The sequence below is a fragment of the Actinomyces sp. S6-Spd3 genome, from assembly GCF_000758755.1.
In the GTDB taxonomy this organism is placed as follows: Bacteria; Actinomycetota; Actinomycetes; order Actinomycetales; family Actinomycetaceae; genus Pauljensenia.
Genome location: NZ_JRMV01000274.1, coordinates 102,155 through 117,527 on the forward strand (window position 1 = coordinate 102,155; position 15,373 = coordinate 117,527).

The window sequence follows — 15,373 nt, forward strand, 5'->3', positions numbered from 1 at the left end:
TGGCCCACGTCTATGGAGACACAAACGGGGATGGAAAGGGAGCTGATCTGGCTCTGGGATGCGGGGTTTCGGAACTGAAAGAGGACATCAACAATGCTTTCCATCAACTGGTCTGATGTGTGGAAGATGGTTGAGTCGATCAAGGTCCCCTTTACCGTTTCTGCGTGGCGGCTAAGACCTTCGTCTGTCTTCTGCTGTTATCCCGTTGTGTGTCGTTATGTCGGGACCGGTCGGTGTCCTCCGTCTGTCTTCTGTCGTCCGCGGCGCGTCGTCCTCCGCCCTCTGCCCTCCGTCCTCTGCCATCTCCTGGTTTAGCTCACTGATTCCGGGCCTATTGCTGTTCTGAGGCCGCAGGTGAGCGAGCTAAAACAGGAATGGGTGAGCCAAACCCGGAGTCCGGTTGGTCATCGGCGCTTAGAAATCCGGCTGAGCGATGTCTCTTTGTATGGATGCGACGTTTCGGCCCATCGCATTCAGCGCTGGGAAGAGCCCATATTCGTGCGCATTCTGAACTCGGCGGAAGACGTCTTATCCCTAAATGTGACGCAATAGCACGACGTAAAGCTGCGAAGTCTTCAAGGTCTGCCCAAGAGACTCTGAAGATGTTCCATCCGAGATTAATGAGATCCTGCTGGCGACGCATCCATGCGTCTTCAGCGGATAATCCATCTGAACGCGGAAAAGAAAGCTTGCTCACGCCATCTGTCTCGATGATCAAGTGGAGAGCGGGAATAACAATGTCACCGAAGTAGCGACCATATCTGCCGTGAATCTCAAATTGTGTGACCACTTCACCCGGGTAAAGAGTGCGGACCACCCAAAGGACCGCGGCCTCGAAAATGTTGTCGCAGCCACCGTCGGCAAAAGCGAGAATCGAATGTGCGATCGCATAGTTCCTGTGCGTTAGTCGATCATGTAATACCGTCAATAGCTTGTCTCTTGCTATCTCAACGCGAGTGCGAGATATTTCTAGCGCATAACGCGAAAAGTCCGAAAGTGAATGTAACGCCATGCACGCGGCGACAAAGGCTTCAAGAGGTTCTTCGTTGAGTGCAATTCGAACTACTGCACTTTCAATCGACTCAACAATGAGGCCTTCAGGAAGTCGTACCACCGCGTGAGGTTCCTGAGAACGAAGAGTAATCGCACACGGAGGAACGCTCTTGCTCTGAAACTGCACACTAGAGAAGGGGATAGTTCTTCTACACCCGTCTTTCCGCCAATACTCAACATTGGGATTCGTGACCCATGTAGGGATTGAGTGAAGGAGCAACGCGGATCTTCCGGTAAATACACGACCGCTTCGGGCAAGCGCAGCTGATGCGAATATGCGGGAGAGCGCAACGGCCTGCCACAAATCCCACAGAGGAACGTTGTCTGGCGAATGAAAACGCGCATAATACCCGCGGCGAATTCGGCAGACCTCTGAATCTTCGCGTAAATGACGGAAAGCGTTATGTCGAGTTTGAATGTTCTCAATGGTAACGGGGCTCATTTTGCAAGTGTCGCCACTAGCAGGCGACGCCGAAAGTACGAACGATGTAGTTGTGGAAAACGCCTATTTCCCGACAGTCCTGTGGAAATGGGTATTCCTGTGGAAAGAAGGATAGCGAGCGGTGCAACGGGGAGCTTTCACCTAGTGCTGGTTCTGTTCTAGTGCACTGCACTCCTGGTTTAGCTCACTCGTTCCGGGCCTATCGCTGTTCTGAGGCCGCAGGTGAGCGAGCTAAACCAGGAATGGGGGAGCGGAACCAGGAATGGGTGAGCTAAGTCAGAAGTGGGCAGTCCCACAAATAATGTGAACAATCTGGCTTTGACGGGAGTGGGAATAGCTGACTATTCTTGAACGCGGTACCCGTGACTGTACGGGTTTCCTATGTCCACGTTATGTGTGGACAGTTCCCGAGCGGTTCTTCTCCGTGATCTTATCGCGGCGACTATGAGCCAAATGTGGAACGCGCGGGCTCCCTCCGTCGGAGCTCCGGGTGTCATTCTCTGACGCGGCTTAGCCCCGTTATCATGGCACGCCGGCCCCTGGCGGATCGCTGTGCGCGCTGGGGGATAAGGACAGTCATGGAAGACTGAGACATGGGTTTAAGGAAATCCTTAAACCGTAGACGGAATTGAACTGGAGAACCAGTGCCTACCATTCAGCAGCTCGTCCGCAAGGGCCGCAGCACCAAGCGCGCAAAGGTGAAGACCCCCGCGCTCAAGGGCTCGCCCCAGCGTCGCGGCGTGTGCACCCGTGTGTACACCACCACCCCTAAGAAGCCGAACTCGGCTCTGCGTAAGGTCGCTCGTGTGCGCCTTTCGTCGGGCATCGAGGTCACCGCGTACATTCCCGGTGAAGGCCACAACCTGCAGGAACACTCGATCGTCCTCGTTCGTGGCGGTCGTGTGAAGGACCTCCCCGGCGTGCGTTACCGCATCGTCCGTGGCGCCCTCGACACCCAGGGTGTCCGTGGTCGCCAGCAGGCCCGTTCCCGTTACGGCGCAAAGAAGGAGAAGAAGTAATGCCTCGTAAAGGCCCCGCTCCCAAGCGCCCGCTGGTCGACGACCCGGTATACGGCTCCAAGATCGTGACCCAGCTCGTGAACCGCGTGCTGCTCGACGGTAAGAAGACCGTCGCAGAGCGCATCGTTTACGGCGCACTTGAAATCGTTCGTGAGCGCACCGAGCAGGAACCCGTTTCCGTGCTTAAGCGCGCACTGGACAACATTCGCCCGGCCCTCGAGGTTCGTTCCCGCCGTGTTGGTGGCGCGACCTACCAGGTTCCGGTTGAGGTTCGCCCCGCACGTGCGACCACCCTCGCACTGCGTTGGCTGGTGGACTTCTCACGCCAGCGTCGTGAGAAGACCATGACCGAGCGTCTCGCCAACGAGATTCTCGACGCCTCCAATGGTCTTGGCGCCGCTGTCAAGCGTCGTGAGGACATGCACAAGATGGCTGAGTCGAACCGCGCGTTCGCTCACTACCGCTGGTGATCACCCCTCCCGCTTCGCGATGACCCCATCCGGAGCGGGCAGGATGTTTTAACACCCTCACTTCAAACGAAGGACTGATGTAGTGGCACACGAGGTGCTTACTGACCTCAAGAAGGTTCGCAACATCGGCATCATGGCTCACATCGATGCCGGCAAGACCACCGTGACCGAACGAATCCTGTTCTACACGGGCATCAACTACAAGATTGGTGAGACGCACGATGGCGCCTCCACCACCGACTGGATGGAGCAGGAAAAGGAGCGTGGTATTACCATCACCTCCGCAGCCGTCACCTCCTTCTGGAACGGAAACCAAATCAACATCATCGACACCCCCGGTCACGTTGACTTCACGGTTGAGGTTGAGCGCTCGCTGCGCGTCCTCGACGGTGCAGTCGCTGTGTTCGACGGTAAGGAAGGTGTCGAGCCCCAGTCTGAGACCGTGTGGCGTCAGGCTGACAAGTATGACGTCCCCCGTATCTGCTTCATCAACAAGATGGACAAGATGGGTGCGGACTTCTACTTCTCGGTTCAGACCATTCGCGATCGCCTTCACGCAACCCCGATCGTCATGCACCTGCCCATCGGCGCGGAGAATGACTTCGAGGGAACCATCGATCTGCTGACCATGGAATCTGTGCGTTACCCCGCCAAAGACGAGAACGGCCAGCCCACCCTTGGTGCGCTTGTCGTCCGTGGCGAGATCCCCGCAGAACTCCAGGAGAAGGCGGAAGAGTACCGCGAGGCCCTCGTCGAGGCAGCTGCGGAAGGCTCCGATGAGCTGACCGAGGCCTACCTCGAAAACGGCGAGCTGACCATTGAGCAGATCAAGGAAGGCGTGCGTGCACTGACCATCTCCGGTCGCGCATTCCCCGTCTTCTGCGGTACCGCACTTCGTAACATGGGCGTTCAGCCCGTGCTTGACGCGGTCATCGACTACCTGCCCTCGCCGCTGGATATCCCCGCGGTTCGCGGCTTCAAGCCCGGTCATGACGACGAAGAGCGCAACGAGGTCCGCGAGGCCTCGGAGAAGGAACCCTTCGCAGCTCTTGCATTCAAGATTGCTGCCCACCCCTTCTACGGCAAGCTGACCTTCGTCCGTGTTTACTCGGGCAAGCTGGAGGCAGGCTCGCAGGTTCTTAACTCGACCAAGGGCAAGAAGGAGCGCATCGGCAAGATCTTCCAGATGCACTCCAACAAGGAAAACCCGGTCGAAGAGGCACATGCAGGCCACATCTACGCGGTTATCGGCCTGAAGGATACGACCACTGGCGATACGCTCTGCGCGATCGACAAGCCGGTCGTCCTCGAGTCTATGACCTTCCCGAAGCCCGTGATCCACGTGGCCGTTGAGCCCAAGTCGAAGGCCGACCAGGAAAAGATGGGCGTTGCCATCCAGAAGCTGGCAGAAGAGGACCCGACCTTCACGGTTGAGCTCGATGCCGAAACCGGCCAGACCGTTATCGGCGGTATGGGCGAGCTTCACCTCGACATCATCGTCGACCGTATGCGTCGCGAATTCAAGGTCGAGGCAAACGTTGGTAAGCCCATGGTTGCTTACCGCGAGACCATCCGTAAGAACGTCGAAAAGTTCGAGTACACGCACAAGAAGCAGACCGGTGGTTCCGGTCAGTTCGCGCGCGTCATCATTGCACTCGAGCCCATCCCGGCTGATTCCGAAGAAGAGTACATCTTCGAGGACAAGGTCACCGGTGGACGCGTTCCTCGCGAATACATCCCCTCGGTCGACGCTGGTATCCAGGACGCAATGCAGAATGGTGTTCTTGCCGGTTACCCGATGGTCGACGTCAAGGCAACCCTGCTTGATGGTGCATACCACGAAGTTGACTCTTCGGAAATGGCCTTCAAGATCGCCGGTTCGATGGCATTCCGCGAAGCCGCAAAGAAGGCTTCTCCGGTTCTGCTCGAGCCGATCATGGCCGTCGAGGTCCGTACGCCCGAAGAGTACATGGGCGACGTCATCGGCGACCTCAACTCTCGTCGTGGTGCAGTCCAGTCCATGGATGAGCAGCACGGTGTGCGCGTGGTCCGCGCACAGGTTCCGCTGTCCGAAATGTTTGGTTACATCGGCGATCTGCGTTCCAAGACGCAGGGCCGCGCGGTGTACTCCATGCAGTTCGATAGCTACGCCGAGGTCCCGCGTAACGTCGCGGATGAGATCATCGGAAAGTCTCGGGGCGAGTGAGTCCCACAGGGTTGGTCACGGCTAAGAAACCTCTTAGTTGTGACCAACCTGACAAGAATCAATAAACCTGTAGGTCTCATGCCCCATTGGGTGTTATGCTGACACCTAGCCATAGGCTGAGAATTTCTACCCGAGTCCAGGAGGACACAAGTGGCGAAGGCCAAGTTCGAGCGCACCAAGCCGCACGTCAACATCGGTACCATCGGTCACGTTGACCACGGCAAGACCACGCTGACTGCAGCAATCACCAAGGTTCTGCACGACAAGTACCCGGATCTGAACGAGTTCACCCCCTTCGATCAGGTCGACAACGCTCCTGAAGAGCGCGATCGCGGTATTACCATTAACGTCTCTCACGTTGAGTACCAGACCGAGAAGCGTCACTACGCACACGTTGACGCCCCCGGCCACGCTGACTACGTGAAGAACATGATCACCGGTGCGGCACAGATGGATGGCGCCATCCTCGTTGTCGCCGCCACCGACGGCCCCATGGCCCAGACCCGCGAGCACGTTCTGCTCGCCCGTCAGGTCGGCGTGCCCACCATCCTCGTCGCCCTGAACAAGGCCGACATGGTTGATGACGAAGAAATGCTGGAGCTCGTTGAGGAAGAGGTCCGCGACCTCCTGTCCTCGCAGGGCTTCGACGGCGAGAACGCTCCCGTCATCCAGGTTTCTGCACTCAAGGCCCTCGAGGGTGACCCCGAGTGGACCGCCAAGGTCGAAGAGCTCATGGATGCTGTGGACGACTACGTTCCCACCCCCGAGCGCGACATGGACAAGCCCTTCCTCATGCCGATCGAAGACGTCTTCACGATCACCGGTCGTGGCACCGTCGTCACCGGTCGTGTCGAGCGTGGCAAGCTGCCGATCAACTCCGAAGTTGAGATCCTCGGTATCCGCGAGCCTCAGAAGACCACCGTCACCGGCATCGAAATGTTCCACAAGTCGATGGACGAAGCATGGGCAGGCGAGAACTGTGGTCTGCTTCTCCGTGGCACCAAGCGCGACGAGGTCGAGCGTGGCCAGGTTGTGGCCGTCCCCGGCTCCATCACGCCTCACACCGACTTCGAGGGCCAGGTCTACATCCTGAAGAAGGAAGAAGGCGGACGTCACAACCCGTTCTTCTCGAATTACCGTCCTCAGTTCTACTTCCGTACCACCGACGTGACCGGCGTCATCACCCTCCCCGAGGGCACCGACATGGTCATGCCTGGCGACACCACTGAGATCACCGTTCAGCTGATCCAGCCCATCGCCATGGAGCCCGGCCTCGGCTTCGCAATCCGCGAAGGTGGCCGCACCGTTGGTTCCGGTCGTGTGACCAAGATCCTGAAGTGACTTTGTTGATCGCATAGCGATCGCTGATTCTTCAGTAGAGCAGGTCCGCTCAGTTGAGCGGGCCTGCTCCTTTTTATTGCAATTGCCGAGGCCATGGCTAGTTTCGGTACGCGATGGTTCCCTAAGCGTGGGGGAGTGGGCGCCAGCTCTTTGGGGGGAAGTGCACCAAATTGGGTGATCTGCGACTCCAGCGAGGCCTCGGCGATGGAGAAAAACGCTGGGTTTGGCAGGGGAAGTGACCGATCTGACTTTGCGACACGCCCGAGTGCGGTGTAGTGTAGGAACTCGGTGCGCACAGTACCTCCACCGGAGCAATGTGTGCGCATACCTTCTATGTCAGTGGATTCACACAGGTTTCCTTGGCTTCAAGCTTGAGGAGACCTGCGTCTTTCTGCAAAAATAGAAGGGTTGCCCTACTAGAGGTAGGGCGGTTAGACAGTGCAATCACTGTTTAACCGGGCAAAATGCCCAAGATCTTTGGACAAGACGCCGGTCCGCATTGGGCGCTCTCGCGAAGAGTGACACGCCCGAGTACGGGTACCGGCGCCGAATCTGTACGAGAAGAGGTAAGACGGCATGGCGGGACAAAAGATCCGCATCCGGCTCAAGTCGTATGACCACGAGGTCATCGACAGCTCCGCGCGCAAGATCGTGGACACCGTGCAGCGAGCAGGTGCCACTGTCGTGGGCCCGGTGCCGCTGCCGACCGAAAAGAACGTGTTTGTCGTGATTCGGTCGCCCCATAAGTACAAGGACAGCCGCGAACAGTTTGAAATGCGTACGCATAAGCGGCTCATCGACATCATCGACCCGACGCCTAAGGCCGTCGATTCGCTCATGCGTCTCGATCTGCCCGCGGATGTCAACATCGAGATCAAGCTCTGAGGTAATCTGCAATGACAAAGAATAAGCAGCACGCTGCTGCGCCTGTTCAGGCGCTGCTCGGCCGCAAGCTCGGTATGACCCAGGTTTGGGACGCCGACGGCCGCCTCGTGCCCCTGACTGTCGTGCAGGTCGGCACTAACGTCGTTACTCAGCTCCGCACTGAGGAAACCGACGGATACACCGCAATCCAGCTTGGCTTTGGCGAAATCGATGCTCGCAAGGTGACCAAGCCCCTGGCTGCTCACTTCGCAAAGGCTGGGGTTGCTCCCCGTCGTCATCTCGCCGAGGTCCGTACCTCCGAGGCTGATAACTTCGAGCTCGGTCAGGAACTGGATGCTTCGATTTTTGAAGCAGGACAGCTTGTCGATGTTTCCGGTAACACCAAGGGCAAGGGATTTGCCGGTGTTATGAAGCGTCACGGTTTTGCTGGCGTGTCCGCATCTCACGGTTCTCACCGTAACCACCGTAAGCCCGGTTCGATCGGTGCTTGCGCAACCCCCGGTCGCATCTTCAAGGGTCAGCGTATGGCTGGCCACATGGGTGGTGTCCGTCGTACCGTCCAGAACCTGCACGTGCAGGCCGTCGACGTGGAAAAGGGTCTGCTCCTGATCTCGGGTGCAATCCCCGGACCTAAGAACGGCATCGTGCTGGTTCGCTCCGCTGTGAAGGGTGCGTGATCATGTCTGAAATCCGTACCATCGATGTTCTGGACCTGCAGGGTAAGAAGGCCGGTTCGGTCGATCTTCCCGCAGAGGTCTTTGACGTTGAGACCAATATTCCGCTGATGCACCAGGTCGTCGTCGCTCAGCTTGCTGCAGGCCGTCAGGGCACGCACGCAACCAAGACGCGTGGCATGGTTTCCGGTGGTGGCAAGAAGCCGTTCCGCCAGAAGGGCACCGGTAACGCTCGTCAGGGCTCGATCCGTGCACCTCACTTCACCGGCGGTGGCATCGTCCACGGTCCGCAGCCTCGCGATTACTCGCAGCGCACCCCCAAGAAGATGAAGGTGGGCGCTCTTCGCTCGGCTCTGTCAGACCGCGCACGCAATGGTCGCATCCACGTCGTGACCGCTCTGTTCGAAGGTGAGAAGCCCTCGACCAAGCAGGCACTGGCTGCGGTTCGCGCTCTTGTTGCCGATCGTCCGGCACTCGTCGTGCTCGAGCGCGGCGACGAGCTCACCGCTCTTTCGCTGCGTAACGCACGCGAAGTTCACGTGCTGTGGGCCGATCAGCTCAACACCTACGACGTCCTCGATCACGAAGATGTCATCTTCACCCAGGGCGCCCTCGAGGCATTCCTTGGCACCAAGGAGGAAACGAAGTGAGCTCGATCGAATCCGCTAAGAACCCCCGCGACATCATCCTGCGTCCGGTTGTTACCGAAAAGTCCTCCATCCTGATGGATGAGGGCAAGTACACCTTCGAAGTTGATCCTCGCTCGAACAAGACCGAGATCAAGATGGCGATCGAAGCAATCTTCGGCGTGAAGGTTGCTTCTGTGGCGACGCAGAACCGCAAGGGCAAGGTTTACCGCACTCGCAACGGAATCGGCACGCGCAAGGATGTCAAGCGCGCGATCGTGACCCTGCGTGAAGGCACCATCGACATCTTCGGCGAGCAGGCCTGAGCGTCGGAGAACTAGAGGAAAATCATGGGAATTCGCAAGTACAAGCCCACGACCCCGGGTCGTCGTGGTTCGAGCGTCTCTGACTTCGTCGAGATCACTCGTTCCGAGCCCGAAAAGTCGCTGGTGCGTCCGCTGCACAAGACTGGCGGCCGTAACAACAACGGCCGTGTGACTGCCCGCCACCGCGGCGGCGGCCACAAGCGCGCCTACCGCGTGATCGACTTCCGTCGTCACGACAAGGACGGCGTGCCCGCACGGGTTGCTCACATCGAGTACGACCCCAACCGCACCGCTCGTATCGCCCTCCTGCACTATGCGGATGGCGAGAAGCGCTACATCCTGGCACCCGCCAAGCTCAACCAGGGCGACATTGTCGAGGCTGGCCCCGCGGCCGATATCAAGCCCGGCAACAACCTGCCCCTGCGCAACATCCCCCTCGGTACTGTGATCCACGCTGTGGAGCTCTACCCCGGCGGTGGCGCAAAGATTGCTCGTAGTGCTGGTACCTCGGTTCAGCTCGTCGCAAAGGAAGGCCGCTTCGCTCAGCTGCGTATGCCTTCCGGTGAAATTCGCAACGTCGAAATCACTTGCCGCGCAACCATTGGTGAGGTCGGCAACGCCGAGCAGTCCAACATCAACTGGGGCAAGGCCGGCCGTATGCGCTGGAAGGGCAAGCGCCCGCATGTCCGTGGTGTTGTTATGAACCCGGTTGACCACCCGCACGGTGGTGGTGAAGGCCGTACCTCTGGTGGTCGTCACCCTGTGTCGCCTTGGGGCAAGCCCGAGGGCCGCACCCGTCGTCCGAACAAGGCCAGCGACCGCATGATCGTGCGTCGTCGCAAGACCGGCAAGAATCGCTGAGTAGGAGCTGGGAATGCCTCGTAGTTTGAAGAAGGGCCCCTTCGTCGACGATCACCTTATGAAGAAGGTTGACGCGGCGGTCGAATCCGGCTCGAAGAACGTTATCAAGACCTGGTCGCGTCGTTCGGTCATCACCCCGGATTTCCTGGGACTGACCATCGCCGTGCACGACGGTCGCAAGCACGTGCCCGTTTTCGTCACTGAGTCGATGGTGGGCCACAAGCTCGGAGAGTTCGCTCCCACGCGTACTTTCCGTAGCCACGACAAGGACGATCGCAAGGGACGTCGGCGCTGAGCCGGCCTTGCGTACGGAAGAAAAGGCAGGATTTCATGGAAGCCAAGGCGCAGGCGCGTTTTGTCCGCGTCACGCCCCAGAAGGCACGCCGTGTCGTGAACGAGGTTCGCGGCAAGGCTGCTTTGGAGGCAGCCGACATTCTGCGGTTTGCCCCGCAGGCCGTCGCCACCGATGTCCGCAAGGTTCTCTTGAGCGCCGTCGCTAACGCGAAGGTGAAGGCAGAAGCCGCTAAGGAAACCTTCAACGAGGCGGATCTTTTGATCCTCGAAGCCTTTGTTGATGAAGGTCCCACCATGAAGCGCTTCCGCCCCCGCGCTCAGGGCCGTGCAGGACGCATTCTTAAGCGCACGAGCCACATCACTGTTGTGGTCGGCACTAAGGAAGATCAGAAGAAGGGAGACCGGTAAATGGGCCAGAAGGTTAACCCCACCGGGTTCCGCCTGGGAATCACTACTGATCACCGGTCTCGTTGGTTCTCCGATTCGACGACTGCAGGTCAGCGTTACGCCGACTACGTTGCAGAAGACGTCGCAATTCGTAAGAACCTGACTGAGAATCTTGAGCGTGCAGGTATTGCAAAGGTCGATATTGAGCGTACGCGCGACCGCGTTCGCGTCGATCTGCACACCGCTCGCCCCGGTATCGTTATTGGTCGCCGCGGAGCAGAAGCAGATCGTCTTCGCCAGAACCTGGAGAAGCTCACCGGCAAGCAGGTTCAGCTGAACATCCTCGAGGTCAAGAACCCCGACTTGGTTGCACAGCTGGTCGCACAGGGAATCGCCGAGCAGCTCGCTGCCCGTGTGTCTTTCCGTCGTGCGATGCGTAAGGGTATTCAGTCTGCACAGCGTGCGGGAGCCAAGGGCATCCGTGTCCAGGTCTCCGGCCGTCTGGGTGGCGCTGAAATGAGCCGTAGCGAGTTCTACCGCGAAGGCCGTGTCCCGTTGCAGACCCTGCGCGCGAACATCGACTTTGGATTCCACGAGGCGCGTACCACCTTTGGTCGTATTGGCGTCAAGGTGTGGATCTACAAGGGCGATATCACCGAGCGTGAGTTTGCCCGCCAGCAGGCTGAGCAGGCCAACCGCGGCGGACGCCGTGGTGGCGAGCGCCGCAACCCGCGTCGCGGCCAGCGTGGCCAGCAGCAGCAGGAGAACACTCAGCAGCAGGAAGCTTCAACTGAGGCACCTGCCGCTACCGAGACCGGAACGGAGGCCTGAGCCCAATGCTCATTCCCCGTCGTACTAAGTGGCGTAAGCAGCACCGCCCGCACCGCACCGGTTTTGCGACCGGCGGCACGGAGCTCGCATTCGGCGATTACGGCATTCAGGCACTTGAGGGTGCCTACGTGACCAACCGTCAGATCGAAGCTGCTCGTATCGCAATGACCCGTCACGTTAAGCGTGGTGGCAAGGTGTGGATCAACATCTTCCCCGACCGCCCGCTGACCAAGAAGCCCGCCGAAACCCGTATGGGTTCCGGTAAGGGTGCCGTTGAGTGGTGGGTCGCTCCCGTTAAGCCGGGACGCATCATGTTCGAGCTGGCCGGCGTGCCCGAGGCTCTTGCCCGCGAGGCAATGCGTCGCGCCCAGCACAAGCTTCCGATGAAGACCCGTTTCGTGGTCCGCGAGGGTGGTGACAACTGATGGCCGAAAAGGGTCTGACCACCGCCGATCTCGACGCCATGGACGATGCACAACTGTCCACCGAACTCGAGAAGGCAAAGGCTGAGCTCTTCAACCTCCGCTTCGCGCAGGCAGTTGGCTCCCTTGAAGACAACGGTCGTATGAAGACTGTTCGTCGTAATATCGCCCGCATTTACACCATCGCGCGTGAACGGGAGCTTGGCTACCGCACCGCACCTGGCACTGAGGAGTGACAAACATGGCAGAAAGCACTGTGCGCAACGAGCGCAAGGTCCGTCGTGGCTACGTCACCAGTGACAAGATGGACAAGACCGTTGTCGTTGAGATTGAGGACCGTGTCAAGCACGCCCTCTACGGCAAGGTTATGCGCAAGAGCAAGAAGGTCAAGGTTCACGACGAGCACAACGAGTGCTCCGTTGGCGACCTCGTCCTGATTATGGAGACTCGTCCGCTCTCCGCCACCAAGCGGTGGCGCGTGGTCGAGATTCTCGAAAAGGCGAAGTGACATTCGCCTAACAGACCGAAATCCGTTCGGCAAGGCTCGGCCCCGGAGGAAACTCCGGGGCAGAGAACCGGCTCGACGACAGGAGTCAGTAGAAAATGATCCAGCAGGAGTCGCGACTGAAGGTCGCCGACAACACAGGTGCTAAGGAAATCCTCACCATCCGTGTTCTCGGCGGATCTGGTCGGCGTTATGCCGGAATCGGCGACGTGATCGTCGCCACCGTCAAGGATGCTATCCCTGGCGGCAATGTTAAGAAGGGGGACGTCGTCAAGGCGGTCATCGTGCGTACGCGCAAGGAGACCCGTCGCCCCGACGGTTCCTACATCCGTTTCGATGAAAACGCGGCAGTCATTCTCAAGAATGACGGTGAACCCCGCGGTACGCGTATCTTCGGCCCCGTGGGCCGCGAGCTGCGTGAAAAGAAGTTCATGCGAATCGTTTCTCTCGCACCGGAGGTGATCTGATGGCAGCGAAGATTCGTAAGGGTGACTTGGTCGAGGTCGTTCGTGGACGTACCTCGGATGAAAAGGAACTCGCAAAGCGCAATGCTCGCCGTGCAGAGCAGGGCCTCGCGCCCCTCAAGCCCGGCGACAAGGGCAAGCAGGGTCGCGTTATCCGCGTTTTCCCCGCTGAGGAAAAGGTCCTCGTTGAGGGCATTAACCTGAAGACCCGCCATGTTCGTCAGGGACAGACTCAGGGCCAGGCCGGCGGCATCATCACCGTCGAGGCTCCGATCTCGCTGTCGAAGGTTGCTCTGGTGGATCCCGAGACGAAGCAGCGCGTTCGCGTTGGCTTCCGCGAGGACACCGTTGAGCGTGACGGCCGTACGCGCACCGTTCGCGTCCGCGTCACCCGTGGCGGTGCTCGCCGCGGTATCGAGCAGGGCAAGGAGATCTGACAATGGCCCCGCGTTTGAAGGAAAAGTACAACTCCGAAATTCGTGACGCTCTGCGCGAAGAGTTCAAGCACGAAAACCCCATGCAGGTTGGCGGTCTTGTCAAGATCGTTGTCAACATGGGCGTCGGCGAGGCGGCTCGTGATTCGAAGGCACTTGAGGGCGCGATCCGCGACCTCACTGCCATCACTGGCCAGAAGCCTCAGACGAGTAAGGCGAAGAAGTCGATCGCACAGTTCAAGCTGCGTGAGGGCCAGGTTATTGGCGCTTTCGTGACGCTGCGTGGCGATCGCATGTGGGAGTTCCTTGACCGTCTGCTCTCGACTGCGCTTCCGCGTATTCGTGACTTCCGCGGTCTGTCCTCGAAGCAGTTCGACGGACACGGCAACTACACCTTTGGCCTGACGGAGCAGTCCATGTTCCACGAGATCGATCAGGATTCCATCGACCGCGTTCGCGGCATGGATATCACGGTCGTCACCTCGGCCTCCACCGACGAAGAGGGCCGCGCCCTCCTGCGTCACCTCGGCTTCCCGTTTAAGGAGGACTGACCATGGCTAAGACGTCACTGAAGATCAAGGCTGCGCGTAAGCCCAAGTTCGGCGTGCGCGGCTACACCCGGTGCAACCGCTGCGGTCGTCCCCGCTCGGTGTACCGCAAGTTCGGACTGTGCCGTGTGTGCCTGCGTGAGCTCGCCCTTCGTGGCGATCTTCCGGGTGTCACCAAGAGCAGCTGGTAAAACTGACGTCGTAGGTCCCGGGTTACCGGAGAAACCGCGACGAGGAAGGGGAGAATCCCCAAATGACAATGACTGATCCGATCGCAGACATGCTGACGCGTCTGCGTAACGCGAACCATGCGCGCCACGAGTCGGTTTCAATGCCGTACTCGAAGCTCAAGGCCGCAATCGCGAAGATTCTCGTCGAGGAAGGCTACATCGCCTCCATCGACGTCGAGGATGCCAAGGTCGGCAAGACGCTCGTCATCACCCTCAAGTACGGCTCGCACCGCGAGTCCGCCATCGAGGGCCTGCAGCGCGTTTCCAAGCCCGGTCTGCGCGTCTATGCCAAGTCCACCAACCTGCCCAAGGTCCGCGGCGGCCTCGGCGTGGCAATTCTGTCCACGTCTTCTGGCCTGCTCACCGACCGCCAGGCAGCCGAGAAGGGTGTGGGTGGGGAAGTCCTCGCCTACATCTGGTGATGAGGAGGCTGAGTAATGTCGCGTATTGGTAAGAATCCGATCGATATCCCCGCCGGCGTTGACGTCACCATCAATGGTGCAGACGTTACCGTCAAGGGCCCCAAGGGAACGCTGAGCCACGTTGTGGCTGAACCGATCAACGTCGCCATCGAGGGAAGCCAGGTCGTTGTGACCCGCCCCAGCGATGACCGCGTCGCGCGTTCGCTTCACGGCCTGACTCGCACCCTGATCGCTAACATGATCGAAGGTGTGACGAAGGGCTTCTCCAAGCAGCTCGAAATCGCCGGTACCGGTTACCGCGTTGTTGCCAAGGGCAAGGACCTTGAGTTCTCCCTCGGTTTCTCGCACACGGTCCTGGTCACCGCTCCCGAGGGCATCGAGTTCACCGTTGAGTCTCAGACGAAGTTCACCGTCGCAGGCATCGACAAGCAGCTCGTCGGAGAGACCGCCGCTCGCATCCGTAAGCTCAAGAAGCCTGAACCCTACAAGGGCAAGGGTATCCACTACGTGGGCGAGACCATCCGTCGCAAGGTTGGAAAGGCTGGTAAGTGATGGCGTACACAGTCAAGGGCAAGGGCAAGTTCGTCGCTCGCAAGCGTCGTCACCTGCGCCTGCGCAAGAAGGTTCAGGGCACCCCTGCGCGTCCGCGTTTGGTTGTCACCCGTTCGAACCGCCATATGGTCGCACAGATTGTGGACGATACCATCGGTCACACTCTGGTCTCCGCTTCGACCAAGGAAGCTGCACTCGTTGCCGCTGAAGGTACGAAGAAGGACAAGGCCTACCAGGTCGGCACTCTCATTGCAGAGCGCGCAAAGGCCGCAGGCATCACCGCTGTGGTCTTCGACCGCGGTGGCAATAAGTACCACGGCCGCGTTGCGGCAGTCGCAGAAGCCGCCCGTGAGGGCGGACTTGAGCTGTGACTGAGGCTCG

The 15,373-nt window shown here is 59.3% G+C and carries 23 protein-coding genes; 22 read left to right on the forward strand and 1 reads right to left on the reverse strand.

All coding sequences use genetic code 11. The features are described 5' to 3' along the window. Positions 1-331 precede the first annotated feature (331 nt). The gene (locus HMPREF1627_RS03890) at positions 332-1,114 is read right to left on the reverse strand and encodes a hypothetical protein (RefSeq protein WP_052040834.1); all 783 of its coding nucleotides are present in this window, start codon (positions 1,112-1,114) and stop codon (positions 332-334) included. 1,025 nt (positions 1,115-2,139) lie between these two features. On the opposite strand from HMPREF1627_RS03890, the gene rpsL reads away from it, so the two are divergent. The 22 genes from rpsL to rplR all read left to right on the forward strand — a co-directional run bounded on the left by rpsL (position 2,140) and on the right by rplR (position 15,363). Continuing rightward, entirely contained in the window at positions 2,140-2,514 is a 375-nt protein-coding gene (rpsL, locus tag HMPREF1627_RS03895) for a 30S ribosomal protein S12 (protein ID WP_034501299.1), read from the forward strand. Further along, positions 2,514-2,984, forward strand: coding sequence for a 30S ribosomal protein S7 (gene rpsG, locus HMPREF1627_RS03900; RefSeq protein WP_034501300.1), 471 nt, complete (start codon positions 2,514-2,516; stop codon positions 2,982-2,984). Before rpsL ends, rpsG begins: the two co-directional genes overlap by 1 nt. A gap of 82 nt (positions 2,985-3,066) precedes the next feature. Then, on the forward strand, positions 3,067-5,190 hold the full coding sequence (gene fusA / locus HMPREF1627_RS03905; protein WP_034501301.1) for an elongation factor G: 2,124 nt from the start codon (positions 3,067-3,069) through the stop codon (positions 5,188-5,190). 150 nt (positions 5,191-5,340) lie between these two features. Next, on the forward strand, positions 5,341-6,531 hold the full coding sequence (tuf, locus tag HMPREF1627_RS03910) for an elongation factor Tu (RefSeq protein ID WP_034501302.1): 1,191 nt from the start codon (positions 5,341-5,343) through the stop codon (positions 6,529-6,531). A gap of 576 nt (positions 6,532-7,107) precedes the next feature. Next, complete coding sequence (gene rpsJ, locus HMPREF1627_RS03915) at positions 7,108-7,416, forward strand: 30S ribosomal protein S10 (protein WP_009408775.1); 309 nt, start codon at positions 7,108-7,110, stop codon at positions 7,414-7,416. 11 nt (positions 7,417-7,427) lie between these two features. Next, on the forward strand, positions 7,428-8,093 hold the full coding sequence (rplC, locus tag HMPREF1627_RS03920) for a 50S ribosomal protein L3 (RefSeq protein ID WP_034501305.1): 666 nt from the start codon (positions 7,428-7,430) through the stop codon (positions 8,091-8,093). Between the two features lie 2 nt (positions 8,094-8,095). Next, positions 8,096-8,740: a 50S ribosomal protein L4 gene (rplD, locus tag HMPREF1627_RS03925; protein ID WP_034501433.1), complete on the forward strand. Its 645-nt coding sequence runs from the start codon at positions 8,096-8,098 to the stop codon at positions 8,738-8,740. Beyond that, entirely contained in the window at positions 8,737-9,042 is a 306-nt protein-coding gene (gene rplW, locus HMPREF1627_RS03930; RefSeq protein WP_034501306.1) for a 50S ribosomal protein L23, read from the forward strand. The genes rplD and rplW overlap by 4 nt, the downstream gene beginning before the upstream one ends. A gap of 24 nt (positions 9,043-9,066) precedes the next feature. Next, complete coding sequence (gene rplB / locus HMPREF1627_RS03935; protein WP_034501308.1) at positions 9,067-9,903, forward strand: 50S ribosomal protein L2; 837 nt, start codon at positions 9,067-9,069, stop codon at positions 9,901-9,903. A gap of 13 nt (positions 9,904-9,916) precedes the next feature. Beyond that, positions 9,917-10,198, forward strand: a complete 282-nt coding sequence (gene rpsS / locus HMPREF1627_RS03940; RefSeq protein ID WP_009408780.1) for a 30S ribosomal protein S19 — start codon at positions 9,917-9,919, stop codon at positions 10,196-10,198. A 35-nt stretch (positions 10,199-10,233) separates the two neighbouring features. Beyond that, a complete protein-coding gene (gene rplV, locus HMPREF1627_RS03945; RefSeq protein ID WP_034501311.1) occupies positions 10,234-10,605 on the forward strand; it encodes a 50S ribosomal protein L22 in 372 nt (123 codons plus the stop codon). After that, a complete protein-coding gene (rpsC, locus tag HMPREF1627_RS03950) occupies positions 10,606-11,415 on the forward strand; it encodes a 30S ribosomal protein S3 (protein ID WP_034501315.1) in 810 nt (269 codons plus the stop codon). A gap of 5 nt (positions 11,416-11,420) precedes the next feature. Continuing rightward, positions 11,421-11,840, forward strand: coding sequence for a 50S ribosomal protein L16 (gene rplP / locus HMPREF1627_RS03955; protein WP_034501318.1), 420 nt, complete (start codon positions 11,421-11,423; stop codon positions 11,838-11,840). Continuing rightward, positions 11,840-12,073 carry a 50S ribosomal protein L29 gene (gene rpmC, locus HMPREF1627_RS03960; protein ID WP_034501321.1) on the forward strand — a complete coding sequence of 78 codons (234 nt, stop codon included), beginning with the start codon at positions 11,840-11,842 and terminating at the stop codon, positions 12,071-12,073. The genes rplP and rpmC overlap by 1 nt, the downstream gene beginning before the upstream one ends. A 5-nt stretch (positions 12,074-12,078) precedes the next feature. After that, positions 12,079-12,345 carry a 30S ribosomal protein S17 gene (gene rpsQ, locus HMPREF1627_RS03965; protein ID WP_034501324.1) on the forward strand — a complete coding sequence of 89 codons (267 nt, stop codon included), beginning with the start codon at positions 12,079-12,081 and terminating at the stop codon, positions 12,343-12,345. Positions 12,346-12,440: 95 nt separating this feature from the next. After that, a complete protein-coding gene (gene rplN, locus HMPREF1627_RS03970; RefSeq protein WP_034501327.1) occupies positions 12,441-12,809 on the forward strand; it encodes a 50S ribosomal protein L14 in 369 nt (122 codons plus the stop codon). Then, entirely contained in the window at positions 12,809-13,243 is a 435-nt protein-coding gene (gene rplX / locus HMPREF1627_RS03975; protein ID WP_034501330.1) for a 50S ribosomal protein L24, read from the forward strand. Before rplN ends, rplX begins: the two co-directional genes overlap by 1 nt. Before the next feature lie 2 nt (positions 13,244-13,245). Next, positions 13,246-13,791 (forward strand): 50S ribosomal protein L5, encoded by a 546-nt coding sequence (rplE, locus tag HMPREF1627_RS03980; RefSeq protein WP_034501332.1) that lies wholly within the window; start codon positions 13,246-13,248, stop codon positions 13,789-13,791. A 2-nt stretch (positions 13,792-13,793) separates the two neighbouring features. Next, on the forward strand, positions 13,794-13,979 hold the full coding sequence (locus HMPREF1627_RS03985) for a type Z 30S ribosomal protein S14 (protein ID WP_009408789.1): 186 nt from the start codon (positions 13,794-13,796) through the stop codon (positions 13,977-13,979). 62 nt (positions 13,980-14,041) lie between these two features. Further along, positions 14,042-14,440: a 30S ribosomal protein S8 gene (gene rpsH, locus HMPREF1627_RS03990; RefSeq protein ID WP_034501333.1), complete on the forward strand. Its 399-nt coding sequence runs from the start codon at positions 14,042-14,044 to the stop codon at positions 14,438-14,440. 15 nt (positions 14,441-14,455) lie between these two features. After that, on the forward strand, positions 14,456-14,992 hold the full coding sequence (gene rplF / locus HMPREF1627_RS03995) for a 50S ribosomal protein L6 (protein WP_034501334.1): 537 nt from the start codon (positions 14,456-14,458) through the stop codon (positions 14,990-14,992). After that, positions 14,992-15,363 carry a 50S ribosomal protein L18 gene (gene rplR, locus HMPREF1627_RS04000; protein ID WP_034501337.1) on the forward strand — a complete coding sequence of 124 codons (372 nt, stop codon included), beginning with the start codon at positions 14,992-14,994 and terminating at the stop codon, positions 15,361-15,363. Before rplF ends, rplR begins: the two co-directional genes overlap by 1 nt. Positions 15,364-15,373: the final 10 nt, after the last annotated feature.

Excerpts from the sequence above, each read along its gene's own strand:
- rpsG (WP_034501300.1), top strand. The coding sequence starts at position 2,514 with ATGCCTCGTAAAGGCCCCGCTCCCAAGCGCCCGCTGGTCGACGACCCG.
- rpsJ (WP_009408775.1), top strand. The coding sequence starts at position 7,108 with ATGGCGGGACAAAAGATCCGCATCCGGCTCAAGTCGTATGACCACGAG.
- rplC (WP_034501305.1), top strand. The coding sequence starts at position 7,428 with ATGACAAAGAATAAGCAGCACGCTGCTGCGCCTGTTCAGGCGCTGCTC.
- rplD (WP_034501433.1), top strand. The coding sequence starts at position 8,096 with ATGTCTGAAATCCGTACCATCGATGTTCTGGACCTGCAGGGTAAGAAG.
- rplB (WP_034501308.1), top strand. The coding sequence starts at position 9,067 with ATGGGAATTCGCAAGTACAAGCCCACGACCCCGGGTCGTCGTGGTTCG.
- rpsS (WP_009408780.1), top strand. The coding sequence starts at position 9,917 with ATGCCTCGTAGTTTGAAGAAGGGCCCCTTCGTCGACGATCACCTTATG.
- rplV (WP_034501311.1), top strand. The coding sequence starts at position 10,234 with ATGGAAGCCAAGGCGCAGGCGCGTTTTGTCCGCGTCACGCCCCAGAAG.
- rpsC (WP_034501315.1), top strand. The coding sequence starts at position 10,606 with ATGGGCCAGAAGGTTAACCCCACCGGGTTCCGCCTGGGAATCACTACT.
- rplP (WP_034501318.1), top strand. The coding sequence starts at position 11,421 with ATGCTCATTCCCCGTCGTACTAAGTGGCGTAAGCAGCACCGCCCGCAC.
- rpmC (WP_034501321.1), top strand. The coding sequence starts at position 11,840 with ATGGCCGAAAAGGGTCTGACCACCGCCGATCTCGACGCCATGGACGAT.
- rpsQ (WP_034501324.1), top strand. The coding sequence starts at position 12,079 with ATGGCAGAAAGCACTGTGCGCAACGAGCGCAAGGTCCGTCGTGGCTAC.
- rplN (WP_034501327.1), top strand. The coding sequence starts at position 12,441 with ATGATCCAGCAGGAGTCGCGACTGAAGGTCGCCGACAACACAGGTGCT.
- rplX (WP_034501330.1), top strand. The coding sequence starts at position 12,809 with ATGGCAGCGAAGATTCGTAAGGGTGACTTGGTCGAGGTCGTTCGTGGA.
- rplE (WP_034501332.1), top strand. The coding sequence starts at position 13,246 with ATGGCCCCGCGTTTGAAGGAAAAGTACAACTCCGAAATTCGTGACGCT.
- HMPREF1627_RS03985 (WP_009408789.1), top strand. The coding sequence starts at position 13,794 with ATGGCTAAGACGTCACTGAAGATCAAGGCTGCGCGTAAGCCCAAGTTC.
- rpsH (WP_034501333.1), top strand. The coding sequence starts at position 14,042 with ATGACAATGACTGATCCGATCGCAGACATGCTGACGCGTCTGCGTAAC.
- rplF (WP_034501334.1), top strand. The coding sequence starts at position 14,456 with ATGTCGCGTATTGGTAAGAATCCGATCGATATCCCCGCCGGCGTTGAC.
- rplR (WP_034501337.1), top strand. The coding sequence starts at position 14,992 with ATGGCGTACACAGTCAAGGGCAAGGGCAAGTTCGTCGCTCGCAAGCGT.